The sequence below is a fragment of the Terribium retamae genome (assembly GCF_022347545.1).
In the GTDB taxonomy this organism is placed as follows: Bacteria; Pseudomonadota; Alphaproteobacteria; order Rhizobiales; family Rhizobiaceae; genus Mesorhizobium; species Mesorhizobium retamae.
In genome coordinates this window covers 172,813-197,914 of the sequence record NZ_JAKREW010000006.1, presented here as the reverse complement: position 1 = coordinate 197,914, position 25,102 = coordinate 172,813, and the positions used below count along the sequence as shown (strand labels likewise).

26 protein-coding genes are annotated in these 25,102 nt (G+C 60.8%); 17 read left to right on the top strand and 9 right to left on the bottom strand.

The window, feature by feature from the left end:
* Positions 1-79: 79 nt before the first annotated feature.
* Together L4923_RS09795 and L4923_RS09790 are read right to left on the bottom strand one after the other, a co-directional pair.
* Positions 80-517, bottom strand: a complete 438-nt coding sequence (locus tag L4923_RS09795; protein ID WP_239364191.1) for an acetyltransferase — start codon at positions 515-517, stop codon at positions 80-82.
* Between the two features lie 35 nt (positions 518-552).
* On the bottom strand, positions 553-1,227 hold the full coding sequence (locus L4923_RS09790; RefSeq protein WP_054313999.1) for an alpha/beta hydrolase: 675 nt from the start codon (positions 1,225-1,227) through the stop codon (positions 553-555).
* 345 nt (positions 1,228-1,572) lie between these two features.
* Between L4923_RS09790 and L4923_RS09785 the strand changes: the two genes are divergently transcribed.
* The 8 genes from L4923_RS09785 (at position 1,573) to L4923_RS09750 (ending at position 9,199) form a co-directional block, all read left to right on the top strand.
* Positions 1,573-2,733 carry a cysteine desulfurase family protein gene (locus tag L4923_RS09785; protein WP_239364190.1) on the top strand — a complete coding sequence of 387 codons (1,161 nt, stop codon included), beginning with the start codon at positions 1,573-1,575 and terminating at the stop codon, positions 2,731-2,733.
* A gap of 176 nt (positions 2,734-2,909) precedes the next feature.
* Positions 2,910-4,439 carry a Fe-S cluster assembly protein SufB gene (gene sufB / locus L4923_RS09780; protein ID WP_239364189.1) on the top strand — a complete coding sequence of 510 codons (1,530 nt, stop codon included), beginning with the start codon at positions 2,910-2,912 and terminating at the stop codon, positions 4,437-4,439.
* Between the two features lie 27 nt (positions 4,440-4,466).
* A complete protein-coding gene (sufC, locus tag L4923_RS09775) occupies positions 4,467-5,222 on the top strand; it encodes a Fe-S cluster assembly ATPase SufC (RefSeq protein ID WP_239364187.1) in 756 nt (251 codons plus the stop codon).
* Between the two features lie 10 nt (positions 5,223-5,232).
* On the top strand, positions 5,233-6,501 hold the full coding sequence (gene sufD, locus L4923_RS09770) for a Fe-S cluster assembly protein SufD (protein ID WP_239364185.1): 1,269 nt from the start codon (positions 5,233-5,235) through the stop codon (positions 6,499-6,501).
* Between the two features lie 84 nt (positions 6,502-6,585).
* Positions 6,586-7,827 carry a cysteine desulfurase gene (locus L4923_RS09765; protein ID WP_239364182.1) on the top strand — a complete coding sequence of 414 codons (1,242 nt, stop codon included), beginning with the start codon at positions 6,586-6,588 and terminating at the stop codon, positions 7,825-7,827.
* A gap of 4 nt (positions 7,828-7,831) precedes the next feature.
* The gene (locus tag L4923_RS09760) at positions 7,832-8,224 is read left to right on the top strand and encodes an SUF system Fe-S cluster assembly protein (protein WP_239364179.1); all 393 of its coding nucleotides are present in this window, start codon (positions 7,832-7,834) and stop codon (positions 8,222-8,224) included.
* An 88-nt stretch (positions 8,225-8,312) separates the two neighbouring features.
* Complete coding sequence (sufA, locus tag L4923_RS09755; RefSeq protein ID WP_239364177.1) at positions 8,313-8,699, top strand: Fe-S cluster assembly scaffold SufA; 387 nt, start codon at positions 8,313-8,315, stop codon at positions 8,697-8,699.
* A 32-nt stretch (positions 8,700-8,731) separates the two neighbouring features.
* On the top strand, positions 8,732-9,199 hold the full coding sequence (locus L4923_RS09750; RefSeq protein ID WP_239364175.1) for a GNAT family N-acetyltransferase: 468 nt from the start codon (positions 8,732-8,734) through the stop codon (positions 9,197-9,199).
* Positions 9,200-9,232: 33 nt separating this feature from the next.
* Here the strand turns inward: L4923_RS09750 and L4923_RS09745 are convergent, their stop codons facing one another.
* Positions 9,233-9,730: a GFA family protein gene (locus L4923_RS09745; protein WP_239364173.1), complete on the bottom strand. Its 498-nt coding sequence runs from the start codon at positions 9,728-9,730 to the stop codon at positions 9,233-9,235.
* Positions 9,731-9,931: 201 nt separating this feature from the next.
* Here L4923_RS09745 and L4923_RS09740 point away from each other — a divergent pair, with 201 nt between their 5' ends.
* Positions 9,932-10,255 carry a TfoX/Sxy family protein gene (locus tag L4923_RS09740; protein ID WP_239364235.1) on the top strand — a complete coding sequence of 108 codons (324 nt, stop codon included), beginning with the start codon at positions 9,932-9,934 and terminating at the stop codon, positions 10,253-10,255.
* 12 nt (positions 10,256-10,267) lie between these two features.
* Here the strand turns inward: L4923_RS09740 and L4923_RS09735 are convergent, their stop codons facing one another.
* On the bottom strand, positions 10,268-11,185 hold the full coding sequence (locus L4923_RS09735) for a pseudouridine-5'-phosphate glycosidase (RefSeq protein ID WP_239364171.1): 918 nt from the start codon (positions 11,183-11,185) through the stop codon (positions 10,268-10,270).
* 64 nt (positions 11,186-11,249) lie between these two features.
* A complete protein-coding gene (locus tag L4923_RS09730; protein ID WP_239364168.1) occupies positions 11,250-12,194 on the bottom strand; it encodes a carbohydrate kinase family protein in 945 nt (314 codons plus the stop codon).
* A gap of 263 nt (positions 12,195-12,457) precedes the next feature.
* Between L4923_RS09730 and recA the strand changes: the two genes are divergently transcribed.
* Together recA and alaS are read left to right on the top strand one after the other, a co-directional pair.
* Positions 12,458-13,546, top strand: coding sequence for a recombinase RecA (recA, locus tag L4923_RS09725; RefSeq protein ID WP_239364165.1), 1,089 nt, complete (start codon positions 12,458-12,460; stop codon positions 13,544-13,546).
* A 200-nt stretch (positions 13,547-13,746) separates the two neighbouring features.
* Complete coding sequence (gene alaS, locus L4923_RS09720) at positions 13,747-16,407, top strand: alanine--tRNA ligase (protein ID WP_239364162.1); 2,661 nt, start codon at positions 13,747-13,749, stop codon at positions 16,405-16,407.
* Positions 16,408-16,475: 68 nt separating this feature from the next.
* Here the strand turns inward: alaS and L4923_RS09715 are convergent, their stop codons facing one another.
* From L4923_RS09715 to L4923_RS09705, 3 genes are all read right to left on the bottom strand, one after another.
* Positions 16,476-17,453 (bottom strand): glycerophosphodiester phosphodiesterase family protein, encoded by a 978-nt coding sequence (locus L4923_RS09715; RefSeq protein ID WP_239364159.1) that lies wholly within the window; start codon positions 17,451-17,453, stop codon positions 16,476-16,478.
* A 123-nt stretch (positions 17,454-17,576) separates the two neighbouring features.
* Positions 17,577-18,398 carry an aldo/keto reductase gene (locus L4923_RS09710; protein ID WP_239364158.1) on the bottom strand — a complete coding sequence of 274 codons (822 nt, stop codon included), beginning with the start codon at positions 18,396-18,398 and terminating at the stop codon, positions 17,577-17,579.
* A gap of 435 nt (positions 18,399-18,833) precedes the next feature.
* On the bottom strand, positions 18,834-20,045 hold the full coding sequence (locus L4923_RS09705; RefSeq protein ID WP_239364157.1) for an NADP-dependent isocitrate dehydrogenase: 1,212 nt from the start codon (positions 20,043-20,045) through the stop codon (positions 18,834-18,836).
* A 224-nt stretch (positions 20,046-20,269) separates the two neighbouring features.
* Between L4923_RS09705 and L4923_RS09700 the strand changes: the two genes are divergently transcribed.
* From L4923_RS09700 to L4923_RS09685, 4 genes are all read left to right on the top strand, one after another.
* Complete coding sequence (locus L4923_RS09700) at positions 20,270-20,896, top strand: LysE family translocator (RefSeq protein ID WP_239364155.1); 627 nt, start codon at positions 20,270-20,272, stop codon at positions 20,894-20,896.
* A gap of 91 nt (positions 20,897-20,987) precedes the next feature.
* Positions 20,988-21,863, top strand: a complete 876-nt coding sequence (locus L4923_RS09695; RefSeq protein ID WP_239364154.1) for an RNA methyltransferase — start codon at positions 20,988-20,990, stop codon at positions 21,861-21,863.
* Positions 21,864-21,870: 7 nt separating this feature from the next.
* Positions 21,871-22,671, top strand: coding sequence for a glutamate racemase (gene murI / locus L4923_RS09690; RefSeq protein WP_239364153.1), 801 nt, complete (start codon positions 21,871-21,873; stop codon positions 22,669-22,671).
* Positions 22,672-22,734: 63 nt separating this feature from the next.
* Complete coding sequence (locus tag L4923_RS09685) at positions 22,735-22,917, top strand: DUF3008 family protein (protein ID WP_239364152.1); 183 nt, start codon at positions 22,735-22,737, stop codon at positions 22,915-22,917.
* Positions 22,918-22,969: 52 nt separating this feature from the next.
* On the opposite strand, the gene L4923_RS09680 is transcribed toward L4923_RS09685, so the two are convergent.
* The gene (locus L4923_RS09680; protein ID WP_239364151.1) at positions 22,970-23,608 is read right to left on the bottom strand and encodes an NAD(P)-dependent oxidoreductase; all 639 of its coding nucleotides are present in this window, start codon (positions 23,606-23,608) and stop codon (positions 22,970-22,972) included.
* Positions 23,609-23,755: 147 nt separating this feature from the next.
* Here L4923_RS09680 and L4923_RS09675 point away from each other — a divergent pair, with 147 nt between their 5' ends.
* Complete coding sequence (locus L4923_RS09675) at positions 23,756-24,163, top strand: winged helix-turn-helix transcriptional regulator (protein ID WP_239364150.1); 408 nt, start codon at positions 23,756-23,758, stop codon at positions 24,161-24,163.
* Between the two features lie 303 nt (positions 24,164-24,466).
* Positions 24,467-25,084: a 30S ribosomal protein S4 gene (gene rpsD / locus L4923_RS09670; RefSeq protein ID WP_239364149.1), complete on the top strand. Its 618-nt coding sequence runs from the start codon at positions 24,467-24,469 to the stop codon at positions 25,082-25,084.
* The last annotated feature ends 18 nt before the right edge of the window (positions 25,085-25,102 follow it).

Genomic DNA, 25,102 nt, shown 5'->3' with positions numbered 1-25,102 from the left:
GTAAGATCCTTCTTCCTGAGGACCACCCTGAAGTCAATGCGCCCCTGAGGCAATGCGCCTGTCGCGGTTTACGGCTGTCTCAGCCGAACTGCGCGAGATGCAGCAGCGGGAAGGGTTTTCCCGTACCATCGAATTCGGACCGCCCGACTTGGGTGAAGCCGCATTTGAGATAGAAGGCAAGTGCGCCGGGATTCTGTTCGTTGACGTCGACCTTGAGTGGCCCCTTCAGCGCGACGGCATGGTCAACCAGCAGTTTGCCGATGCCGAACCCATGGTGAGCGGGATCGATAAACAGCATCTCAAGGTTTGCGCCGTCCAGTCCGGAAAAGCCTAGCAATTGGCCGTCATCGTCTTCTGCAATATAGACTTCCAGCGCGGGTATGTATTGGTCGCGCAGCTTTGGGAGGAAGAACTGGATGTCTTCCTCGGTCAGGAACTCATGGGTGGCGCGCACGGCTGCGAGCCAGATATCGACGAGGCGCGCATTGTCCTCGTCCGAGTAGGGCCTGATTTTCATGTCCGATCCTGTGCCGGCGGGGCCGGTAGGAACCTTTAGCGCAGCCGCTTCGGCCGCGGGTCAGCCAACTCACCGGCGAGACGGCGGTCGAGATAGTCCGCGCATTCCTCGATCAGCAATTCGGCGTCGTTGGCAAAAAAATGGTTTGCGCCTGGAAGCGTCTTCTGGGTGATGGTGATGCCCTTCTGGGTATGGAGCTTGTCGACCAGACCCTGCACGTCCTTGGCTGGTGCAACCTTGTCGGCGTCGCCATGGATGATCAGGCCGGATGACGGACAAGGCGCCAGGAAGGAGAAGTCATAGGTGTTGGGCTGCGGCGCCACTGAGATGAAACCTTCGATTTCCGGGCGACGCATCAGCAGTTGCATGCCGATCCAGGCGCCGAAGGAATAACCGGCCACCCAGCAGCTTTTGGAATCGGGATGCAGGGATTGCACCCAGTCGAGTGCTGCAGCGGCATCCGAAAGTTCACCTGTGCCGTGATCGAACTCGCCCTGGCTGCGACCGATGCTGCGGAAATTGAAGCGCAGCGTGGTAAAATTGCGCTTCTGGAACATGTAGAAGAGGTCGTAGACGATCTTGTTGTTCATCGTCCCGCCGAATTGCGGGTGCGGATGAAGGACGATGGCGATCGGCGCGCTCTTTTCCTTGGAGGGCTGGTAGCGACCTTCAAGGCGACCGGCCGGCCCGGCGAAAATGACCTCTGGCATAAATAACTCCTGGTGTACGCTCTAGAGTGCCGCACGTCCTTTTGGACGCCAAAGGACGCTCTAACACTTTGGTTTAGCACATGATCCTTTCCGAAAGTCGATTCCGATTTTCGGGGTCATATACTGGGCGTCCGAACAATTCCCGCTCCGGCCCCAATCCAAGCTTGACGCAAGGCGAGCGTCTACCTAGAAGCTAGTTTAGAACTGTTCAAAACTGCATGGCTGAGATGTAAGGCTCTGCCATTGCTGCCGCAAGCCGCGTAATAGGACGGCTGGCCTTGGAATTTCAAGGAAATAACGCTTCTCTCGACGAGAGCGGGTTTTGAAGGGAAAACGCTAAGCGAAATGGCCGAACCTCGCGCCTATCTCGACTACAATGCCAGTGCACCGCTGCTTCCGGCGGCGCGCGTGGCTGTGGTCGCTGCGTTGGATGCGGCAAATCCCTCCTCGGTGCATGCCGAGGGCCGTGCGGCGCGGCGTTTGATCGAGGATGCGCGCCGCGATGTGGCGGCGCTGGTCAACGCCAAACCCGACCATGTCATCTTCACTTCCGGTGCGACAGAGGCGGCGGTGACGTTGCTCTCGCCAGACTGGCGCATGGGGCGTGCGGCGTTGCGCATGGCACGCCTCTATGTTTCGGCTGCCGACCATCCATGTGTGCTGAACGGTGGCCGCTTCACGTCGGACAAAGTTACGCGCATTGGCGTGACGTCCGACGGTCTCGTCGATCTGGATGCTTTGGGGGCGGCACTTGCCGGGCATGACAAGGCCGAGGGTCTTCCTCTGGTTGCCATCCACGCCGCCAACAACGAAACCGGTGTGATCCAGCCGGTGGCCGCGATCGCCGCAACCGTGAAAGCGGCCGGCGGTGTCCTGGTGGTCGACGCGGTGCAGGCTGCGGGGCGTTATCCGCTCGATATGTCAGTGCCTTACGCGGATTACTTGATTCTCTCCTCGCACAAGATCGGCGGTCCCAAGGGGGTGGGCGCGATCGTTGCCGCTTCCGATCTGATGATGCCGCAGCCGCTGGTTTCGGGTGGAGGGCAAGAGAAGGGCCATCGTGGCGGCACGGAAAACCTTGCTGCCATCGCGGGGTTCGGCGCAGCCGCGCGTGAGGCACGTGCAGGTCTCGGCGGTATCGAAGCCGTACGGCAGCGTCGCGACGCCATTGAAACGATCGTTGTCGAACTGGTGCCGGACGCTGAAATCTTCGGAAAGCGCGTGGAGCGTCTTGCCAACACGACGTTCTTCGCTATTCCGGGCGCCAAGGCCGAGACGGTGCAGATCGCCTTCGACCTGGCGGGTGTTGCATTGTCGGCGGGCTCAGCTTGTTCGTCCGGCAAGGTCGGCCCCAGCCATGTGCTGAAGGCCATGGGCTATGGCGAGGAGGGTGGAGCTCTGCGCGTGTCGATCGGCGCTCATTCGAGCGCCGACGACGTCGAACGGTTTCGCAAGGCGCTGGAGAGCATTGTCGTTCGCCGCGCAGCACGGGAAAGAGCCGCCTGAAGGTGGAAAGAATTCAGGCTTCGGCCTGGTAGAGCCGTGTGTTCCTGTTGGCCGGGTGTTTTCTTGGCCGGAGCACACTATATGGAACTTACGCCGCCACACGGTCCGTATCGGATCGGCGGTGCCATAGTTTGAAAACGGCCGGGCCTTGACCTCGGCATGGATGGAGAACGCTTATGCCTGCTGTGCAGGAGACGATCGATCGAGTCCGAAAGATCGATGTCGACCAATATAAATATGGCTTCGAAACGACGATCGAGACCGACAAGGCACCCAAAGGCCTTTCGGAAGACATTATCCGTTTCATTTCAGAAAAGAAGAACGAGCCGGACTGGATGCTGGAATGGCGTCTTGAAGCGTATCGCCGCTGGCTGACGCTGGAAGAGCCGACCTGGGCGCGCGTCGACTACCCCAAGATCGACTTCCAGGACATCCACTACTACGCCGCGCCGAAGAACCAGTCTGGTCCGAAGTCGCTGGACGAGGTCGATCCCGAGTTGCTCAAGGTCTACGAGAAGCTCGGTATTCCGCTGAAGGAGCAGGAAATCCTCGCCGGCGTGCAGAAGGAAAAGGCACCGGTCGACGGACTGTCGGATGAGGATGCCAGCGACAACGTCTACAAGTCCGGTCGCGTCGCGGTCGATGCTGTCTTCGACTCGGTTTCTGTCGTTACCACCTTCAAGGAAGAGTTGGCCAAGGCAGGTGTGATCTTCTGCTCGATTTCGGAAGCGATCCGCGAACATCCGGAACTGGTGAAGAAATATCTGGGCTCGGTCGTGCCGACTTCGGACAATTTCTACGCCACGCTGAACTCGGCGGTCTTCACCGATGGCTCCTTCGTTTTCGTGCCGAAGGGCGTTCGTTGCCCGATGGAGCTTTCCACCTATTTCCGCATCAACGAGAAGAATACCGGCCAGTTCGAACGCACGCTGATCATCGCAGAGGAGGGCGCCTACGTCTCCTATCTGGAAGGCTGCACCGCGCCGCAGCGCGATGAGAACCAGCTTCATGCTGCCGTCGTCGAACTGGTTGCGCTCGACGATGCTGAGATCAAATATTCGACCGTGCAGAACTGGTATCCCGGCGACGCGCAGGGCAAGGGCGGCATCTACAACTTCGTCACCAAGCGTGGCGACTGTCGCGGCCATCGTTCGAAGATCTCTTGGACGCAGGTCGAAACCGGCTCGGCGATCACCTGGAAGTATCCATCCTGCATTCTGCGCGGCGACGAGAGCCAGGGTAATTTCTACTCGATCGCGGTCTCGAACGGTTATCAGCAGGTCGATAGCGGCACCAAGATGATCCACCTCGGCAAGAACACCAAGAGCCGGATCATTTCCAAGGGCATCGCGGCCGGCTTCAGCCAGAATACCTACCGCGGCCAGGTCTCGGCTCATCGCAAGGCGACCAACGCGCGCAATTTCACCAACTGTGACTCGCTGCTGATCGGCGACCAGTGTGGCGCGCACACGGTTCCTTACATGGAAGCCAAGAACGCGACCGCCAAGTTCGAGCATGAGGCGACGACGTCGAAGATTTCCGAAGACCAGAAGTTCTACGTCATGCAGCGAGGCATTCCCGAAGAGGAGGCTATCGCGCTGATCGTCAATGGCTTCGTCAAGGATGTCATTCAGGAGCTGCCGATGGAGTTCGCCGTCGAGGCGCAGAAACTCATCGGCATTTCGCTCGAAGGCTCGGTCGGCTGATCGCTTAAAAAGATTCAGGAAGAACAAATGCTTGAGATCAAGAACCTGCATGCCCGCATTGCCGAGGACGGCACCGAGATCATTCGCGGCCTGAACCTCACGGTTAACAAGGGGGAAGTCGCAGCCATCATGGGCCCGAACGGCTCCGGCAAGTCGACCCTGTCCTACATCCTCGCCGGCCGCGAGGACTATGAGGTCACCGAAGGCGACATTCTCTATAATGGCGAGTCGATCCTGGAGATGGATCCGGCCGAGCGCGCCGCCGCCGGTATCTTCCTCGCCTTCCAGTACCCGATGGAGATACCGGGCGTGGCCACGATGGAGTTCCTGAAGGTGGCCATGAACGCGCAGCGTAAAGCGCGTGGTGAAGAGCCGCTGAAGGTGCCGGAATTCCTGAAGCTGGTGAAGGAAGCTGCGGCCTCTCTCAACATGGACATCGCCATGCTGAAGCGTCCGCTCAATGTCGGCTTCTCCGGCGGCGAGAAGAAGCGTGCCGAGATCCTGCAGATGAAGCTGCTCGAGCCGAAGCTGTGCGTGCTTGACGAAACCGACTCCGGCCTCGACATCGACGCGCTGAAGATCGTCTCCGATGGCGTGAATGCGCTGCGTTCGCCCGACCGCGCCATTGTCGTGATCACGCACTACCAGCGCCTGCTCCAGCACATCGTGCCGGACAGCGTACACGTGCTCTACAAGGGCCAGGTCATCAAGTCCGGCGACAAATCGCTGGCGCTCGATCTCGAAGCCAATGGTTACGCCGGCGTGATCGGCGAGGCTGCGTGAGGGGACTGTCATGAACGCACATGTTCCACAGCAGCTGACGCAGGCCGAGACGTCACTGATCGATGCGTTCGGCGAGCGGCAGTCGCTGCTGCCGGGTGACGGCGAAGTCATGGTTCGGCGCGACAACGCCGTCGAAGCGTTGAAGGCTGGCCTGCCCACCAAGCGCATCGAAAGCTGGCACTATACCAATTTGCGCACCTTGCTGCCGGCAGTTCCTGGCTTTGATCCGTCCGCTGCCGCCAAGGCGGTGACACCGGTGATCGAAGATTCGACCGTGGTTTCGGTGCTGAACGGCGCCTCCACCGCCAAGTTCCCGACGCTTGAGGGTGTCTCGTTCGCCCGCCTATCGGACAAGCTGACCGACGGCAGCTTCGCTCCGGCGCTCGATCTGTATGGTGCCGATGATGCTATCGGTGCGCTGAACACGGCTTTTGTCGCCGACGGCGTGTTTGTCGACATCGCTGATGGGGTCGAACTGAAAAAGCCGATCGAACTGCAGAACGTGCAAGCCGGTGGCCAGAGCCATGTGCGGCTGCCGGTGCGCGTCGGCAAGGGTGCCAAGGCGGTTATCGTCGAACGTCAGACCGGCGAGGGCACTGCACTCACATCGTCCATCAGCCAGCTGACGCTGGACGAGGGTGCGGAAGCGACCTGGTTGATCGTGCAGGAACAACCGGAGACGGCGTCGCATCTTGCCCAGTTCAAGGCCTGGATCGGCAAGGACGCCAAGCTCACCTTGTTCTTCCTGAATGCCGGTGGCAAGCTGGTGCGCCAGGAAGTCGTAGTGGCGACCAAGGGCGAAGGCGCTGATTTCAAGCTGCGTGGCGTCAACCTTCTGGCTGGTGACACCCATACCGACGTGACCATGGTGCTCGACCATGCCGTGCCGCACACGACGTCGACGGAAGTGATCCGCAACGTCGTCACCGGCAAGGCGCGCGGCGTTTTCCAGGGTCGTATCAATGTGCATCAATATGCGCAGAAGACCGATGCCAAGATGGCCTGCAACACCTTGCTTTTGTCTGATGACGGCGAGTTCTCGACCAAGCCGGAGCTGGAAATCTTCGCCGACGACGTCCAGTGCGGCCACGGCGCGACTGTCACCGAGATCGACCACGGTCATCTCTTTTACCTGATGGCGCGCGGCATCGACGAGAAGACCGCGCGCGGCTTGCTGGTGAAGGCCTTCGTCGCGGAAGTGATCGAGGAACTGGAAGACGAGCAGATCGTCGAGACGCTGGAAGGCAAGCTCGATGAATGGTTCGCGACGCACGGGTAGTGAGTAGCGAATAGTGAGTGGTGAGTAGAGGGGAACCATGCCGCCGCTGACTGACAACTACTCACTATTCACTTTGGGTAGGAAATGGACCAAGTGCTGAACACCACCCCCTACGATGTCGAGGCGATCCGCCGCGACTTCCCGATCCTGTCGCGCGAGGTCTACGGCAAGCCTCTGGTCTATCTCGACAATGGTGCTTCGGCGCAGAAACCGCAGGCGGTGCTGGACGCTGTCCAGCACGCTTATTCCAAGGAATATGCCAACGTTCATCGTGGCCTGCACTTCCTGTCGAACACAGCCACCGATGCCTATGAAAATGCACGCGAAACCGTGCGGCGCTTCCTGAATGCGCCGAGCACCGACAACATCGTCTTCACCTCCAACACCACTGCCGCCATCAATACGGTGGCCTACGGCTGGGGCATGCCGAATATCGGCGAAGGCGACGAAATCGTGCTCTCCATCATGGAGCACCACTCCAACATCGTGCCATGGCATTTCATCCGCGAGCGCCAGGGCGCCAAGCTGGTCTGGGTGCCCGTGGACGATTTCGGGGCATTCCACGTCGAGGAATTCGAGAAGCGGCTGACCGACCGCACCAGGCTTGTCGCCATTACCCAGATGTCGAACGCGCTGGGCACGGTGACGCCGATCAAAGAGATCTGCCGGATCGCGCACCAGCGTGGCATTCCGGTTTTAGTCGACGGCAGCCAGAGCGCCGTGCACATGCCGATCGACGTCCGGGATCTCGACTGCGACTTCTTCGTTTTCACCGGCCACAAGGTCTATGGTCCTTCCGGTATCGGTGTCCTCTACGGCAAGAAGGAGCGGCTGGAGGCCATGCGGCCTTTCATGGGCGGTGGCGAGATGATCGAAGAAGTGACGGAAGATATCGTCACCTACAACGATCCGCCGCATCGCTTCGAGGCCGGCACGCCGCCGATCGTGCAGGCGATCGGCCTGGGTGCCGCGCTCGAATATATGGAAAAGGTGGGTCGGGAGCGGATCGCGGCGCACGAGGCTGATTTGAAGGCCTATGCGCATGAAAGGCTGCGCTCCGTCAACTCGCTGCGCATCTTTGGCGACGCGCCGGACAAGGGCGCCATCATCTCCTTCGAACTCAAGGGCATCCATGCCCACGACGTGTCGATGGTGATTGACCGGCAGGGTGTTGCGGTCCGCGCGGGCACGCATTGTGCCCAGCCGCTGTTGAAACGCTTCGGTGTCACCTCCACATGCAGGGCATCCTTCGGCATGTACAACACGCGTGCGGAAGTTGACGCGCTTGTCGAGGCGCTGGAAAAAGCACGGAAATTCTTCGGGTAAAGCTATGGAAGACGCCGCGATCACTGAAACGGAAACGCCGCAGGCCGTCTCAGCCGAGACTGCTCCCGTTTCGGCTATTCCAGCAGACGAACTGGCGCGTATTACCGACGACATCGTTTCGGCGCTGAAGACGGTCTATGATCCGGAGATCCCCGCCGACATTTATGAACTCGGGCTGGTCTACAAGATCGACATCGAGGATGACCGCACCGTCAAAATCGACATGACGCTGACTGCCCCGGGCTGTCCGGTGGCCGGCGAAATGCCTGGCTGGGTCGAAAATGCCGTCGGCGCCGTGGAGGGTGTCTCAGGCGTCGAGGTCAAGATGGTTTTCGATCCGCCATGGACGCCCGACCGCATGTCGGAAGAGGCTCAGGTCGCGGTGGGGTGGTACTAAGCCGTCTTGCACGGCTGTAAAAACTTCACCATCTTATAGCTAGACTTTGTTCCGTGGGCCTTGAACCCGCGTGAAACTGGAGAATGACATGGGACGCTTCGCCGTCATCTCAATGACCGACAAGGCCGCCGAGCGCGTTCGCGAGATCATGGCCACGCGTGAGAACGCGCAGGGCATCCGTCTCGGCATCAAGAAGGGCGGCTGTGCCGGCATGGAATACACGGTCGACCTTGTGACCGAGCCGAATCCCAAGGACGACCATGTCGAGCGCGACGGCGCGCATGTCTATGTCGCCCCGGAAGCAGCGTTGTTTCTGTTCGGTACCGAGATGGATTTCGAACGCACCACGCTGCGCACCGGCTTCACTTTCCGCAACCCGAACCAGTCCTCGGCCTGCGGTTGCGGTGAGTCCGTGGAATTGAAACCAGCCGACCTCAAGGCACTGGCCGAAGCCCGCGCGCAGAGCGCTGCCTGAAATCTTTCAGCGGTGATGCAGGAGAGGCGGGCATGATCTCCATCCGCCCTGCTGAAAAGACCGACTTGATCAAGCTTGCCGCGCTCTTCGAACAGATGCAGCAACATTATGGCGTGCCGTGTCCGGCAAAGGATGTGATCCTCGCCGATCTCGCCAGCTTGCCGGCAGGCGTCGAAATTCTCGTCGCTGAAACCGACCGACTGATCGGTTTTGCCACCTTCTCGACGATTTATCCCGGTCCTGGCCTGAAGAGCGGGTTCTTTCTTAAGGATCTGTTCGTCGCCGAGGCGGTACGCGGCCGCGGTGTTGGTCAAGCCCTCTTGCGGAGACTTGCCCGCCTCGCCGTTGCACGCGGCCTCTCTCGCGTCGACTGGACTGCTGACCGCAACAATGTCCGGCTGCTCGCTTTCTATGATGAGACGGGCGCCATGCGGGAGGAGGAGAAAGTGTTCTTCCGCCTAACGGGGCAGGCGCTTCAAGATTTTGCCGGCGAAGACTAATCCTTCTCTTCTCCGTTAATTGAAGAATCGAACTTACTCCACCCACATACCGGTTCTTCGGTGCCAGTCGGCAATCGATTCCTCAGGGTAGAGATCGAACACTTTGTCGCCCTCGTGGATCTCTGGTTCCACCCAACTTGCCTTGTACTTCAGCATCAGATGCGTGCGCTCCGGTGGCACGGGCAAGTCTGTATCGATGGCTGACGCAAATGGATGCACGAGTTCCGGCCAGGTTGGGTCGTAGAGCCACAGCGCCGAACCGCACTTCCTGCAGAAATTGCGTTCGCCTGTGGACGTCTCGCACACCGGGCGTTCGTCGTCCTGAATCTCAGCGCGATAGACGCCGAGGTTTTCGCTCCCGGTTATCTTCAAGGTGGCGGAGTCTGCACCAAGGTTGATCGCATATCCGCCTCCGCCCTGCTGTTTGCGGCAGATCGAACAATAGCAGAGCTGGTAAGGCACTGGCGTCTGGCTTTCCGCCTGGAAATTGACGGCGCCACAACGGCAGGAGCCTTTAAGAAGCAGGGGCATGATCGTTTCCTCGAAATTCTAGATCCTGTGAGGGTTAAACCTGTCAGGAGAGCTTTGGTTGCGCCGTGACGACCGCTGGAGCATTTCCATTTTTCATGGAAACGGGGAGACGCTCTAACCCTTTGTTTTGACAAAGTTCCTGATGGAAAACCGGCGCACACTTTTCCTGGAATTGCCCTGAGGTTCATGACAAGATCGGCCATGGACAATGACGCGATCACAGACCTTTTCGCGGGCCTCGGCCCTGTCAGCATCCGCCGCCTGTTTGGCGGCAAGGGCATCTATTTCGATGGCGTGATCGTCGCCATCGAACTGCGCGGCGAGCTGATGCTGAAGGGGGATGCCGAACTTGCCCGCGAGTTCGACGCAGCCGGCTGCACGCAATGGACCTATATTGGCTCGCACCATGGCAAGCAGGTTGCTATGCCTTACTGGACATTGCCGGATGGAGCCGCAGACGATCCCGATGAAATGGCCATCTGGGCGAAGAAGTCTTATGAGGCTGGTCTGCGCTCCGGAAAATAACTGTCCGGTCGCTTACAGTGCCTTGGCGACCCTTGCCGCAACGCGGGCATTGTTTTCCACCAGGGCGATGTTGGTCTTCAGACTGCGGCCGTTGGTGATCTCGAGGATCTTGCCGAGCAGGAACGGCGTCACCGCTTTGCCGGTTACGTTCTGCGCTTCCGCCGCTTTCTGCGCTGCCTCGATATAGCCTGCCATCTCCGCGGCAGGGATTTCGTCGGTCTCCGGAACCGGATTGGCCACCAGCATGCCGCCGTCGACACCAAGCGCTTGGCGCGTCTTGAACAGTTTGGCGATCTTTTCGGGTGCATCCAGCGTCAGCGGTGCCCGGAAGGGCGATTGACGCGACCAGAAGGCCGGCATCGTCTCGCAGCCATGGCCGATCACCGGCACGCCGCGCGTTTCCAGAACTTCCAGCGTCTTTTCAATGTCGAGGATGGCCTTGGCACCGGCCGACACAACGATGACCGGCGTGCGCGCCAATTCGTCGAGGTCGGCGGAAATGTCGAAGCTCTTCTCAGCGCCCTTGTGCACGCCGCCGATACCACCGGTGGCGAATACCTTGATGCCGGCCATATGCGCCGCGATCATGGTGGCCGCCACCGTGGTGCCGCCGGTACGACCTTCGGCGACGGCAAAGGCAAAGTCGGCGCGCGATAGCTTCATGGCGTCGTCGGTCATGGCGAGCGATTCCCGTTCGCCGTCGGACAAGCCGATCTTGATGCGACCGTTGACGACCGCAATCGTCGCCGGCACCGCGCCTTCATCCGAAATGATCTTTTCGACATTGGCCGCCATCGCGCCATTGTCTGGGTAAGGCATGCCGTGGGTGATGATGGTCGATTCCAGCGCCACCACCGGGCGACCCGCGGCCAATGCCTCGGCCACTGGGGCGTGGATGTCGATATAGGGGCGGGCGGTTTCGAGCATCATCTTGGTCTCCGGTCGCGGCGTCTGCCCTCGCGGGGCGCCGCTCGACAGTCTGATTGAGCCGTCCTCATGCCACTTCCCGCGCCTCCGGCACAAGGGCCAGGGCTGCGGCAAAGGATGCCTGGGTGAAGTCGGGCACCGCCAGCGGGCTTTCGATGGCGAGCCTTGCTGCGGCAACACCTTCACGCAACGCGATGCGCAGCGGCAGGCCGCGCAGCAGTGCTGCGATGGTGGCTCCCGCCAACGCATCGCCCGCGCCGGTCACGTCGACCACGGCCCCGGGCGGAGGCGGGGTGATCGAAAAGGCGCCGTCCTTGTCGAAGCCGAGGGCTGGGCGGTCCCCCGCGGTCACCACGCCGCCGCGCATGCCGATGCCTCGCAGGCCTGCCACCAGTTCGCTTTCTGGCGCTTCGCGCGAGAGGCCGGTCAGCGCGGCAGCTTCGCGACGGTTCATGAATACCAGCGTCGGCCGCTCGAACAACGAGGCGAGACGCACCACTTTCGCCGGAGAAATGGCGATCACAAAGAGCGGCCGAACTCCAGCCAGTGCCACCAGCCGTTCGAGCGCTGCGGTTGGCAGGTTCGCATCGCACAGCACGGCATCCGCCATCTCGACTGCGCCACGGATGTTGGCGCGTCGCATCTGCTTTGGAAAGGCGAGGTCGTAGAGCCCCATATCGGCAAAGCCCACCACGAGCTCGCCCTCATTGTCGAGGATCGCCGTGTAGCTCGGCGTGGCACGGTCAAGGAAGGTCACAGAGAGGTCTTTGATGCCCGCCTGCGCGACCGCCCGGGCAACTGTCTCTCCCGCCGTGTCGCCGCCCCGCACCGACATCAGCGAAGCGGAAACCCCGCGTCGCACGACCGTACGCAATGCATTGAAGACACCGCCGCCGACATCCTCACGCATCGTGCCCGGGTTGGACGCTGCCGGCACATAGAGGCCGCTGACCTGTCCGCGCCGGTCGATATGCGCGCCGCCGGCGGCGAAAAGCTTCGGCGTGGGGCTCATGCATGCACCGCTGCACGGGTGGTCCCGCAATGGCTGGCCAGCAGGTCAGTACCGAATCGGCGCCGTCCGCCTCGCGCCAATGTGACGTGCGCCGGTAAGAATGTTTTTCGGATGCTCCTGACAAAACAAAAAAAGAACAAATGCAGATTTATCATATTTTTCAAATATTTGGTGCGGCTTGCCAAAACAGAACAAAAAGGGTACATATTCACAAGGGATCCCGGACTGTCCGGCCTTCATTGACGACCAAGGGGTGATGTATCATGGCTCAGAATAGCTTGAGGCTTGTAGAGGACAATTCGGTGGACAAATCAAAAGCGCTCGACGCTGCGCTGTCGCAGATCGAACGGGCATTCGGCAAGGGCTCGATCATGCGGCTCGGTGCCAATGAGCAGGCAGTCGAGATCGAGACGGTGCCGACAGGCTCTCTGGGGCTCGACATCGCGCTTGGCGTTGGCGGCCTGCCGCGCGGCCGTATCGTTGAAATCTACGGGCCGGAAAGTTCGGGTAAGACTACGCTGGCGCTTCATACGGTGGCCGAAGCACAGAAGAAGGGCGGCATCTGCGCCTTCGTCGATGCCGAACACGCACTCGACCCGGTCTATGCCCGCAAGCTGGGCGTCGATCTTGAAAACCTTCTGATCTCGCAGCCGGATACCGGTGAGCAGGCGCTGGAGATCTGCGATACGCTGGTACGTTCCGGCGCCATCGACGTTCTGGTGGTCGATTCGGTTGCCGCGCTTACCCCACGCGCTGAAATCGAAGGCGAAATGGGTGACGCTCTGCCAGGCCTGCAGGCTCGCCTGATGAGCCAGGCGCTGCGCAAGCTCACCGCGTCGATCTCGCGCTCCAACACCATGGTCATCTTCATCAACCAGATACGCATGAAGATCGGCGTCATGTTCGGTTCGCCCGAGACGACCACCGGCGGTAACGCGCTGAAGTTCTATGCCTCGGTGCGCCTCGATATCCGGCGCATCGGCTCGATCAAGGACCGGGATGAGGTGGTCGGCAACCAGACCCGCGTCAAGGTTGTCAAGAATAAGCTTGCCCCGCCCTTCAAGGTGATCGAATTCGACATCATGTATGGCGAAGGCGTCTCCAAGACCGGTGAGTTGATCGATCTCGGCGTCAAGGCTGGCATTGTCGAGAAGTCGGGAGCTTGGTTCTCCTACAACTCGCAGCGTCTCGGCCAAGGGCGTGAGAACGCCAAGATGTTCCTGCGTGACAATCCGGATCTTGCCCGTGAGGTCGAGCAGGCGCTGAGGCAGAATGCCGGACTGATCGCGGAGAAGTTCCTCGACAATGGCGGCGACAGCGACAACGATCTGGACGACGCCGCGGAAGGCTAAGCCACGGGGCGCTCTGAAGCCTGTCGCCTGACGATGTTGTTCAACCGCCGGCCTTGTGCCGGCGGTTTGCGTTTGGGCGGTAGCTCCGGTCTCCGCCGGGCAGGTCTTTCCTGTTTCTGGACAGGCTGGAAGGCTGTCGCTAAAAGGCCTAGTCCATCACCGCCGGCTTGGCTGGCGGCTTCACCATAAAGGCAGTTTCGATGAGTGGCGTGAACGATATCCGGTCGACCTTTCTCGACTATTTCCGCAAGGAAGGCCACGAGATCGTCGCCTCCAGCCCGCTGGTGCCGCGCAACGATCCGACATTGATGTTCACCAATGCCGGCATGGTGCAGTTCAAGAACGTCTTCACCGGTTTGGAAAAGCGCGCCTATTCGCGCGCCGCGACCGCGCAGAAGAGCGTACGCGCTGGCGGCAAGCACAACGATCTCGACAATGTCGGCTATACCGCCCGCCATCTCACCTTCTTCGAGATGCTCGGCAACTTCTCGTTCGGCGATTATTTCAAGGAGCGTGCGATCGAGCTCGCCTGGAACCTGATCACCAAGGACTTCGGGCTGAAAAAGGACAAGCTGCTCGTCACCGTCTATCACACCGACGAAGAGGCTGCCGGCTACTGGAAGAAGATTGCGGGCTTCTCGGATGACCGCATCATCCGCATCGCGACCTCGGATAATTTCTGGGCGATGGGCGACACCGGTCCGTGCGGTCCATGTTCGGAGATCTTCATCGATCGGGGCGAGCACATCTGGGGCGGCCCTCCCGGCAGCCCGGAAGAGGATGGTGATCGCTTCCTGGAGTTCTGGAACCTGGTCTTCATGCAGTATGAGCAGGTCACCAAGGACGAGCGCATCGACCTGCCGCGGCCGTCGATCGATACCGGCATGGGTCTGGAGCGCATGGCCTCCATCTTGCAAGGCGTGGAAAGCGTTTTCGAGACCGATCTGTTCCGGCATTTGATCGACGCGGCTTCCTCTGCGCTCGGCCATGGCCCGAACACCGAGAATGTCGCTTCCTACCGTGTGATCGCCGACCATTTGCGTTCCTCGTCCTTCCTGGTGGCCGATGGCGTTCTGCCTTCTAACGAAGGTCGCGGTTATGTTCTGCGCCGCATCATGCGTCGCGCTATGCGCCACGCGCAGTTGCTGGGTGCCAATGAGCCGTTGATGTGGAAGCTGGTGCCGGCGCTGGTGCGCGAAATGGGCCAGGCCTATCCGGAGCTCGTCCGCAGCGAAGCCTTGCTCACCGAAACGCTGAAGCTGGAAGAAACACGTTTCCGCAAGACGCTGGTGCGCGGCCTTGGCCTGCTCGCCGATGCCACCGACAAGCTCGGTGCCGGCGACATGCTGGACGGTGAGACCGCCTTCAAGCTTTACGATACCTACGGCTTCCCGCTGGACCTCACGCAGGATGCGCTGCGCCAGCGCAGTATCTCCGTCGACCTCGCCGGTTTCACCGATGCGATGGAACGGCAGAAGGCCGAGGCGCGTGCCAGCTGGGCCGGTTCTGGTGAGGCGGCAACCGAGACGGTGTGGTTTTCTGTGCGCGACAAGACCGGCGCGACCGAGTTCCTCGGCTACGAGACCGAAAAGGCCGAAGGCATCGTCACCGCGATCCTGCGCGACGGCAAGGTCGTCGACGACGCCAAGGAAGGCGACAGCGTCGCGATCATCGTCAACCAGACGCCGTTCTACGGCGAGTCCGGCGGTCAGATGGGCGATACCGGGACGATCACTGGCGAAGGCTTCCGAATTGAAGTTACCGACACGCTGAAGAAGGCAGATGGTCTCTTCGTGCACCAGGGCAAGGTGATCAAGGGGTCCCTGAAAACTGGGGCGGCCGTCGAGCTCGAGGTCGACCATGCACGCCGTGGACGGCTGCGCTCCAACCACTCCGCAACGCATCTCATCCATGAGGCGCTCCGCGAAGTGCTGGGCACGCATGTTGCCCAGAAAGGTTCCTTGGTGGCACCGGACCGCCTGCGCTTCGACATCTCGCATAACAAGCCGATTTCGCCGGAAGAACTGGAAGAGGTCGAGCGCATGGCCAACGAGATCGTCGTCCAGAACAGCCCGGTGACGACTCGGCTGATGTCGGTCGATGATGCGCGCGCCGAAGGTGCGATGGCGCTGTTCGGCGAGAAGTACGGCGACGAGGTGCGTGTCGTGTCGATGGGCACGGCACTGCATGGCGAGAAAGCGAACCGGCCGTATTCGATCGAGCTTTGCGGCGGTACCCACGTGAAGGCGACCGGTGACATCGGCCTGGTGCGCATTATCTCCGATAGTCCGGTGGCAGCCGGTGTTCGCCGTATCGAGGCGCTGACCGGCGAAGCGGCACGTCGCCACCTCGACGAACAGGACCGGCGTCTCAAGGCGGTCGCGGCTGCATTGAAGATTGCGCCGGCTGATGTGCTCGCGCGGGTGGAAACGCTGCTGGAGGAACGCAAGAAGCTCGAGCGTGACCTGACCGACGCGCGCAAGAAGCTCGCCATGGGTGGCGGTTCCGCCGGTGCAGCTGAAAATGCCACTGAGACCGTTGCAGGCGTCGGTTTCCTCGGCAAGTCGGTCAGCGGTGTATCGCCGAAGGACCTGAAGCCGCTCGCCGATGAAGGCAAGAAAGCGCTGGGTTCCGGTGTCGTCGTGCTGGTTGGCGAAGCCGAAGGCAAGGCGAGCGTGGTTGTCGCGGTTACCGACGACCTGACGGGTCGCTTCAGCGCCGTCGATCTGGTGCGCGTCGCGTCTGCTGCGCTCGGCGGGCAGGGCGGCGGCGGTCGGCCGGATATGGCACAGGCCGGCGGTCCCGACGCTTCCAAGGCCGATGACGCCATCGCTGCGGTCAAGGCGGCGCTGGCCGCCTAGACCGCAAAGCGGACTACCAACTGACAGTTTGGGTGATTGTCGGTGCCGGGTGAAACATCCGGCATCTTCTATTGTGGGGCAGCCAGTGCGGGGCCGATCCGGTCGACGCGGTTGGTCCAGATCGCGCCGTCGAAACGGGCGGGCAACTTGTTGAACGTCGCGATGTCGTCGACGCCGGTCGAGTACTTCGAACCGTCATTGTCGCCCAGAATGACAAGCGTCGAACCGTTGGCCTCCAGCCGCTCGCTGAGCCGGTTGGGAAAGCCCCAGGCGAAGGGAGCGTAGTTGGCCGGCAGCATGAACAGCGTCTTGCGGCAGTCCTCTGGCACGTAGCCGCTCCAGCCGAGCGCGGCATAGCGCAGCAAGCAGGGAACGACGCGGTCCGTTCCCAGCACGACTGCGTCAGGCAAGGCGGCCTTGTAGGCATCGATCGCCTTTCCGCCGCCATAGACCATGATGAGTTTTTGCTGCTCCGGCGACAGCGCGCCGATCTTTCTCGCCAGCAGGCGGCCCTCGGCGATGTCATCGCTCTTGATGTTGATCAGGAAACGCTTGTCCGGAAATGCGCTGAGCACCTCGCCAAGGCTCGGCATCTTTCCGATTCCCATGCCGCGGAACGGAAAGCTCTTGCCGCCATCGGCAGTATAGCCATAACCGATATCGAGCGCCTTCAGCTCTTCGAGGCTCTTTTCGCGCGTCACGCCCTTGCCGTTCGTACGGCAATCCAGCGTCCAGTCATGGAACACTGCGAAATCGCCGTCGGTGGTCGGATGGACGTCAAGCTCCACTATGTCTGCACCGGCTGCAAATGCCGCTCGGAAACCTTCGATCGTGTTTTCGAGATGTGGGTGCTCTGGCGGATAGATGCGGTCGGCCGTGCAAGTGTCGTTGCCGATGCCGACGGGAGAGAAGGTTTGTCCGAGTCCGCGATGCGCGATCAACATCGGCTGCCGCTTCGTGCTGTCGGCAAGCAGACTGCTGTTCAGCGCCCAAATGACGGCGGCGGCGACGAGTACCCCGAACAAGGCGACGGTTCGTTTGCGCATGATTCCCCCGATTGGCGGAAAGACTATGCGGAGAACCGGGACGAAATCTGGACGAAGCTGCGCCGCTTGAAGGCAGCCGCGAAAATGGCTGGCGCGTTCCGGCGGAACGCGCCAGAATTTGAGCTACCCGACCGCGAATGTGTCCGGATCCGGGCCGATCTTGCCCTTGGCGCTGTCCAATTTCTCGATCTCGGAAATGTCTTCCGGCGCCAGTTTGAAATCGAAGACCTGGAAATTCTCGACAATGCGTGACGGTGTCACCGACTTCGGGATGACGACATTGCCGGTGTCGAGATGCCAGCGCAGGATTACCTGGGCGGCGGTCTTGTTGTGCTTTTTCGCCAGCGCGACAAGCACCGGATCCTGCAGCAGCGTGCCTTGGCCGAGAGGACTCCATGCCTCAGTCACGATACCCTCCTTGGCGTGGTAGGCGCGCAGCTCTTTCTGCTGGAAGCGTGGGTGCAGCTCCACCTGGTTGATCGCGGGTACCACGCCGGTCTCTGCTTTCAGCCGCTCAAGATGGGCGATCTGGAAGTTGGAGACGCCGATGGAGGCGACGCGACCGTCTTCGCGCAGCCTGATCAGCGCCTTCCAGCTGTCGACATACCGATCGCGTGACGGCACCGGCCAATGGATCAGATAGAGATCGATCTTGTCGCGACGCAGTTTCTTGAGACTGGCATCAAAGGCCTTCAGCGCTGAATCGTAACCTTGCTCCGAATTCCAAAGCTTGGTGGTTAGGAAGATGTCGGAGACGCTTGAAGCGGCGAGCGCGTCCCCGACGCCTTGTTCGTTGCCATAGATGGCGGCGGTGTCGATCGAGCGGTAGCCGGCTTCGATGGCTGCTGTCACAGCAGCATTGGCGCCTTCGTTAGGTACCTGCCAGACGCCGAAACCGAGTTGCGGGATGGCCTTGCCGTCATTGAAACGGATTGTCGGGCTCATGGGTCTCTTTCCTAGAATGTGTTGAAAGGACAGCGATTGGTAGGCGTCCGCTTCAGGCAGTGACCTGCAGATCTGAAGGACGCTGGCGGCGAGAACAGCCGCTGTATCTATTTGGGCGCTTGACCGGCGAGGGCAAGAAAACACGCTGCCCTTTTGGCAGCCTATGGCAAAAAATCTTCCGGATGCCCGGCTAGCTGGTCGGGTTCGTGGCCGTGAAGCTTTCCCGGGCCTGTATCGCGTGCCACCGGTCCAGAAGCGCGGGATGCCTGGAAAGCATCGGTGCTGCGACGTTGCACCGGCCGCGCTGTTGATCGACATCCATCTGCCGCTGGCCTGAGAGGCTGACGTCTCGCGCCCTGCCGAGGATCGGGTCAGTTTCCAAACAAAAAAGCCCCGGATCGCTCCGGGGCTTTTCCAATCCTGTAACCGCCAGGATCAGGCCATGGCCTTCTGCAGGTTCTCGTCGATCTTGTCGAGGAAACCGGTGGTCGACAGCCAGGGCTGGTCCGGACCGATCAGCAGCGACAAATCCTTGGTCATGTGGCCGCTCTCCACGGTCTGGATGCAGACCTTCTCCAGCGTCTCGGCGAAGCGCTTCAGTTCGGCATTGTCGTCCAGCTTGGCACGGTGTGCGAGACCGCGGGTCCAGGCGAAGATCGAGGCGATCGAATTGGTTGAGGTTTCTTCGCCCTTCTGGTGCTGGCGATAGTGGCGGGTGACGGTGCCGTGCGCGGCTTCCGCCTCGACCGTCTTGCCGTCCGGAGTCATCAGCACGGAGGTCATCAGACCCAGCGAACCGAAGCCCTGTGCAACGGTGTCGGACTGCACGTCGCCGTCATAGTTCTTACAGGCCCAGACATAACCGCCCGACCACTTCAGCGAGGAGGCAACCATGTCGTCGATCAGGCGATGTTCGTACCAGATCTTCTTTTCCTTGAAGGCGGCCTCGAATTCCTTCTCGTAGACTTCCTGGAAGATGTCCTTGAAGCGGCCGTCATAGGCCTTGAGGATGGTGTTCTTGGTCGAGAGATAGACGGGATAGCCGCGAAGCAGGCCGTAATTCATCGAGGCGCGCGCGAATTCGCGGATCGATTCGTCGAGATTGTACATGGCCATTGCCACGCCGGCGCCCGGTGCATCGAACACATCATGCTCGATCACCTGGCCGTCCTCGCCGACGAACTTGATCGAAAGCTTCCCTTTGCCTGGGAATCTGAAATCGGTCGCCTTGTACTGGTCGCCGAACGCATGACGGCCGACGATGATCGGCTTGGTCCAGCCCGGCACCAGGCGGGGAACGTTCTTCATGATGATCGGTTCGCGGAAAATGACGCCGCCCAGGATGTTGCGAATGGTGCCGTTCGGGCTCTTCCACATCTTCTTGAGCTTGAATTCCTCGACGCGGGCTTCATCGGGCGTGATGGTCGCGCACTTCACGCCGACGCCATATTTGTTGATGGCGTTGGCGGCGTCGATGGTGACCTGGTCGTTGGTCGCGTCGCGGTGCTCGATGCCGAGATCGTAATAGTCCAGGTTGAGGTCGAGATAGGGGTGGATCAGCTTGTCCTTGATGAACTGCCAGATGATGCGGGTCATCTCGTCGCCGTCGAGTTCGACGACGGGGTTAGCCACCTTGATCTTCGCCATGGAAAGAAGCCTCGCTGCTGGTCGGGAAGGGCCTCGCGTACGGCTCGGCCAAGAGATGCGGCCCCTATATCAAAGCGCGGTTAGGGGTGCAAACGCTGAGAACAGATGTTTGGCCCGCAAGTCGGCATCAGACGCTTGACCGCGGAGACACACGCCGGCTGGCGGTACGTTGCTTTTCAACCGAAACAGTGATGCTGTGGCGGTCATCGACGGGGAGCTCACACATGATTGATCTGGCCACGCTCATTTCTTATGTCGCGATCGTGTTCGGCTTTGTCTTCATACCTGGGCCGGCGACGCTTCTGACCATTGCGCGCTCGACCAGTTCGGGCACGAGAGTGGGCGTGGCTACCGGCGTCGGTATCGCCGCGGGTGACATGGTCCACACCGTGCTGGCGATCGCAGGCATATCGGCCATCATTGCCGCGTCGGCCATGCTCTTCAGCGTCGTCAAATATCTCGGGGCCGGCTACCTCATCTATCTCGGCATCCGTACCATACTGGCAAAGGCTCCGACAGAGCTGGCCGCAAACACGTTGCCGATCAGCGCCGGCAAGGCTTTTCACCAAGCGATCCTGGCGGAAGTCCTCAACCCGAAGACCGCGCTGTTCTTCCTGGCCTTCCTTCCCCAGTTTGTGCGGCCGGAGAATGGGCCGGTTCCTCTCCAACTGCTGAGTCTCGGTGCCATCTTTGTCGTGTTGGGACTGGTGAGTACGCTGGTTTTTGCGTTCGGCGCAGGCGCGCTCGGCAATCTGCTGCGCCGCAATCCGACAATCCTGAAATGGCAGGGCAAGGTCGTCGGCGCCATCTATTGTGCGCTTGGCGTGCGCCTGGCGTTGCAGCATCGCTGAAACGCCTGCGGTCGGAGGGAGCAGGCAAAGCTTCAATTTCGCGACCGGATGTGGCAGGGGACGCGACAGTGCCGCAAATGAGCGTTTTGTCATGACGAATTCCCCTGAACAGGCCGCTGGCCCCGCCATCATCCTTGTCGAGCCGCAGCTCGGCGAGAACATCGGCATGGTCGCACGGGCCATGGCGAATTTCGGCCTGGGCGAGCTGAGACTGATCAATCCGCGTGACGGCTGGCCGAGCGAGAAGGCCCGTGCGGCCGCCAGCCGAGCCGACCATGTCATTGACGCGATCAAGCTGTATGACGACCTGCCGTCGGCGATAGCCGACCTCAATTTTGTCTTCGCCACCACTGCGCGTGAGCGCGACGGCTTCAAGCCGGTGCGCGGACCGGTGGAGGCGGGCCGGTCGCTGAGGGCTCGGACTCGCGATGGCCTGAAGACAGGCATCCTGTTCGGGCGCGAGCGCTTCGGGCTCTATAATGACGAGGTCGGTCTTGCCGACGAGATCGTCACCTTTCCGGTCGACCCTGCCTTTTCCTCGCTCAATATCGCCCAGGCAGTGCTTCTGATGTCCTATGAATGGATGAAGTCCGGCTTGGAAAAGGAAACCGATACCAATTTCTCCACTCCGGAGATGCTGCCGGCCACCAAGGAACAGCTGCACGGCCTCTTCGCCCATCTCGAGGCAGCGCTCGAGGCGCGCGGTTATTTCCGGCCCGCCGCAAAGAAGCCCAAGATGGTCGACAATTTGCGCGCGGTCTTGACCCGCGCCGGCTTCGCCGAGCCGGAGCTGAAGGTGCTGCGTGGCGTTGTTGCGTCGCTTGATTATTTCTCGCCGAAGGAGCCGCGCGGCGCCGGTTATCCCGAGCGCAAGGCTAAGGCCGATCGCGCCGCACACCCCTCGGAGGATGGCGACGATGCCGACACCCTGCCACCCGTCTGCGGCAAGGGGTTGGACAACGATTGAGGCATAAATGACCGAGCAGCCGATCCTGATATTCGATTCCGGTGTCGGCGGCCTCACCGTGCTGCGCGAAGCGCGCGTCTTGATGCCTGATCGGCGCTTCATATACATCGCCGATGACGCAGCCTTTCCTTACGGCAATTGGGAAGAGCCGGCGCTGAATGCACATCTTCTGGCGCTTTTCGGGCAATTGCTCGAGCGCTATCGGCCGGCTATTTCGGTCATCGCCTGCAATACCGCCTCCACGCTGGTCATCGACGCGTTGCGCGTGGCGTTCCCCGATCATCTTTTTGTCGGCACGGTGCCCGCCATCAAGCCTGCAGCCGAGCGCACGCGCTCCGGTCTGGTTTCGGTGCTGGCAACGCCCGGCACGGTCAAGCGGCAATACACACGCGACCTGATCGGCAAATGGGCGCAAAAATGCCATGTCCGGCTGGTCGGTTCGACTGCGCTGGCCGGACTTGCCGAAATCTACATGCGCGATGGTTTCGTCGATGAGGAGGCCGTGCGCAACGAGATCGCCCCATGCTTCATCGAACAGGACGGCCGATTCACGGACATCGTGGTGCTGGCCTGCACCCACTATCCTTTTCTCGTCAACCGCATGCGCAAGACTGCGCCATGGCCGGTTGACTGGATCGACCCGGCGGAAGCGATCGCGCGTCGCGCATTGTCCCTGTTGGAGGATGGACGCCCGAAGGAAACGATGGATCTCCCAAGCACAGGTGCTGATTTCGCCGTCTTCACCTCGGGCAAGCCGAATTTCGCAACGCGACGGCTGATGCAGGGTTTCGGGCTGACCACTTCCTGAAATTACCGGAACGCACAGCCGAGCGCGGCGTTTCCAATCCAGATGGAAACGGGAGAAGCAGCGATGCCCGCAACTTCCAAGGCCCAGCAGCGTGCCGCAGGTGCTGCACTTGCCGCCAAGCGCGGCGAAATCAAGAAGAGTGAACTCATCGGCGCGTCGAAGCAGATGTTCGAATCGATGAGCGAGAAGGAACTGGAGGAATTCGCGGAAACCAAGCGCAAGGGCTTGCCGGACAAGAAGTCTTAAAGACTAATCCTGCCCGGCAGGACATACGCGTTCGGGATCCTGTCGAGGCCGTTTAGTAGCCTAGTGTGAAACGCTTGCGGGTATGCTTCGGCGTCTCGGCTTCATCGAGGATGGCATAGGCCAGGTCTTCGACCGAAACGTGACTTTCGCCCTTGGCATCCAGCACCGGTTCGTCGCCCCCCAACCGAAATTTGCCCGTGCGCTCGCCGGGGGCGATATGAGCCGCAGGCGACACGAATGACCACTCCAGTCCGCTTTCCTTGCGCAGTTCGGCGAGGACATCGCGGGCGGCACGGGCGCCATCCTTATAGGCTTCCGGGAAATCGGGGGAATCGACGAACTGGCTGCCGTCCGGCGCGTGCAGGCTGCCCGCGCCTCCAACCACGATCAGACGCACGCCGACCTGCTTGGCAGCCGCCGCGATGGAGCGGGAGCCGGTGAGATGCTTGTTGTAGATTTCAGGATCGCCCCAGCCGCCGTTGAAGGCTGAGATGACGACGTCATGACCGGCGAGCTGAGCGGCAAGCTGCTTGACGTCGTTGACGTCGCCCTTGACGGCGGTAACACCGGAAGTTGCGGCCACCTTTTCCGGATTGCGTACGATGGCGGTGACGCTATGGCCACGGTGGATGGCTTCCTTAAGCAGCGCGCCACCGACGAAGCCGGAAGCTCCGATGAGAGCGATCTTCATGGTTGGTCTCCTTGTCTTGTCCCTTTCCCTCTTCAGGAAAGATGGATATTTTGAGTAATCAGGTTATCGCCGGTAACTACATAGCTGCGACCGGGAACCGCGAAAAGAACGCATGATTTTGTGCCCAGGTTACGCCAAGGGAACCATATGAACGCCAGGACGAACGAAGAGGGTGTGCCGCTGCTCTACACCACACCGGGTTTCGCCACCGATGCAGGTGGCAGCTGCCCCATCCGAGAGGTGCTCGACCGTGTCGGTGACACCTGGAGCATCCTGGTCATTCTCAACCTGCAGCCGGCGTCGATGCGGTTCAATGCACTCAAGCGCACGATCGAGGGCATCTCCCAGCGCATGCTGACGGTTACGCTGCGTTCGCTCGAGCGAGATGGTCTGGTCAGTCGAACCGTGCGCCCGACCACTCCGCCGGAAGTGGAATATGCGCTGACAGAACTCGGCCAGTCACTCGCGGTGCCGATCGCTGCTCTCGGTGCATGGGCCGCTGGCAACCGCGACAACCTGCATTCTGCCCGGGCTGCTTTCGACGCTGCAGCCTGAACCGGCGTGTTCGCCTGCGTCAACTTTGCCAACGTTGCCGCATTCGCTTGCTTGACAGGAAGATGACAGCGGTCTATCGAAGCCGCGCAACGCCGGGCCGTGAGGTCCGGTGCTTTGTTTTATGCCGCAAGATCTGACGATGCCATAGGTTTCCAGGGTTTTGCATCACTGACGTGTCCCGTGGGTTTTCCAGTCGCTTGCGCGGAAAACCCTGTCAGGTCTCGAAAACGGAGGCCAGAGGAGGGCGCGTTTCCTTCGCCCGGACCGTGGTGGTTCGGGTCTGTTGTTTTGAAAGGGAATGCGATGAGCAAACGCGAATCCGCAAAATACAAGATCGATCGCCGTCTTGGTGAAAACATCTGGGGTCGCCCGAAGTCCCCGGTCAACAAGCGCGAATACGGCCCCGGCCAGCACGGTCAGCGCCGCAAGGGCAAGCTTTCCGACTTCGGCCTGCAGCTGCGCGCCAAGCAGAAGCTGAAGGGTCACTATGGTGACGTTTCGGAAAAGCAGTTCCGCAAGACCTACGAAGAGGCCAACCGCCGCAAGGGCGACACCTCCGAGAACCTGATCGGCCTGCTTGAGTCGCGCCTGGACGCCGTCGTCTATCGCGCCAAGTTCGTGCCGACCATCTTCGCCGCACGCCAGTTCGTGAACCACGGCCACATCAATGTGAACGGCAAGCGCACCAACATCGGTTCGTATCGCTGCAAGCCGGGCGACGTCATCGAGGTGCGCGAGAAGTCGAAGCAGCTCGTCATCGTTCTGGAGTCCGTCGGCCTCGCCGAGCGTGACGTGCCGGACTACATCGAAGCCGACCACAACAAGATGACCGCGACCTTCGCCCGCGTTCCAGGCCTGGCGGACGTTCCGTTCGCCGTCCAGATGGAGCCGAACCTGGTCGTCGAATATTATTCGCGCTGATCAAGTCCGCGAATTCGA

Coding starts and splice junctions, on each gene's coding strand:
- L4923_RS09685 (WP_239364152.1), top strand. CDS start 22,735: ATGCCCGCAACTTCCAAGGCCCAGCAGCGTGCCGCAGGTGCTGCACTT.
- L4923_RS09785 (WP_239364190.1), top strand. CDS start 1,573: ATGGCCGAACCTCGCGCCTATCTCGACTACAATGCCAGTGCACCGCTG.
- alaS (WP_239364162.1), top strand. CDS start 13,747: ATGAGTGGCGTGAACGATATCCGGTCGACCTTTCTCGACTATTTCCGC.
- L4923_RS09710 (WP_239364158.1), bottom strand. CDS start 18,398: ATGAGCCCGACAATCCGTTTCAATGACGGCAAGGCCATCCCGCAACTC.
- L4923_RS09695 (WP_239364154.1), top strand. CDS start 20,988: ATGACGAATTCCCCTGAACAGGCCGCTGGCCCCGCCATCATCCTTGTC.
- L4923_RS09675 (WP_239364150.1), top strand. CDS start 23,756: ATGAACGCCAGGACGAACGAAGAGGGTGTGCCGCTGCTCTACACCACA.
- L4923_RS09795 (WP_239364191.1), bottom strand. CDS start 517: ATGAAAATCAGGCCCTACTCGGACGAGGACAATGCGCGCCTCGTCGAT.
- L4923_RS09740 (WP_239364235.1), top strand. CDS start 9,932: ATGGACAATGACGCGATCACAGACCTTTTCGCGGGCCTCGGCCCTGTC.
- L4923_RS09715 (WP_239364159.1), bottom strand. CDS start 17,453: ATGCGCAAACGAACCGTCGCCTTGTTCGGGGTACTCGTCGCCGCCGCC.
- L4923_RS09790 (WP_054313999.1), bottom strand. CDS start 1,227: ATGCCAGAGGTCATTTTCGCCGGGCCGGCCGGTCGCCTTGAAGGTCGC.
- L4923_RS09705 (WP_239364157.1), bottom strand. CDS start 20,045: ATGGCGAAGATCAAGGTGGCTAACCCCGTCGTCGAACTCGACGGCGAC.
- L4923_RS09760 (WP_239364179.1), top strand. CDS start 7,832: ATGGAAGACGCCGCGATCACTGAAACGGAAACGCCGCAGGCCGTCTCA.
- L4923_RS09700 (WP_239364155.1), top strand. CDS start 20,270: ATGATTGATCTGGCCACGCTCATTTCTTATGTCGCGATCGTGTTCGGC.
- murI (WP_239364153.1), top strand. CDS start 21,871: ATGACCGAGCAGCCGATCCTGATATTCGATTCCGGTGTCGGCGGCCTC.
- L4923_RS09680 (WP_239364151.1), bottom strand. CDS start 23,608: ATGAAGATCGCTCTCATCGGAGCTTCCGGCTTCGTCGGTGGCGCGCTG.
- sufC (WP_239364187.1), top strand. CDS start 4,467: ATGCTTGAGATCAAGAACCTGCATGCCCGCATTGCCGAGGACGGCACC.
- L4923_RS09750 (WP_239364175.1), top strand. CDS start 8,732: ATGATCTCCATCCGCCCTGCTGAAAAGACCGACTTGATCAAGCTTGCC.
- rpsD (WP_239364149.1), top strand. CDS start 24,467: ATGAGCAAACGCGAATCCGCAAAATACAAGATCGATCGCCGTCTTGGT.
- L4923_RS09730 (WP_239364168.1), bottom strand. CDS start 12,194: ATGAGCCCCACGCCGAAGCTTTTCGCCGCCGGCGGCGCGCATATCGAC.
- sufB (WP_239364189.1), top strand. CDS start 2,910: ATGCCTGCTGTGCAGGAGACGATCGATCGAGTCCGAAAGATCGATGTC.
- sufD (WP_239364185.1), top strand. CDS start 5,233: ATGAACGCACATGTTCCACAGCAGCTGACGCAGGCCGAGACGTCACTG.
- L4923_RS09745 (WP_239364173.1), bottom strand. CDS start 9,730: ATGCCCCTGCTTCTTAAAGGCTCCTGCCGTTGTGGCGCCGTCAATTTC.
- L4923_RS09735 (WP_239364171.1), bottom strand. CDS start 11,185: ATGATGCTCGAAACCGCCCGCCCCTATATCGACATCCACGCCCCAGTG.
- L4923_RS09765 (WP_239364182.1), top strand. CDS start 6,586: ATGGACCAAGTGCTGAACACCACCCCCTACGATGTCGAGGCGATCCGC.
- sufA (WP_239364177.1), top strand. CDS start 8,313: ATGGGACGCTTCGCCGTCATCTCAATGACCGACAAGGCCGCCGAGCGC.
- recA (WP_239364165.1), top strand. CDS start 12,458: ATGGCTCAGAATAGCTTGAGGCTTGTAGAGGACAATTCGGTGGACAAA.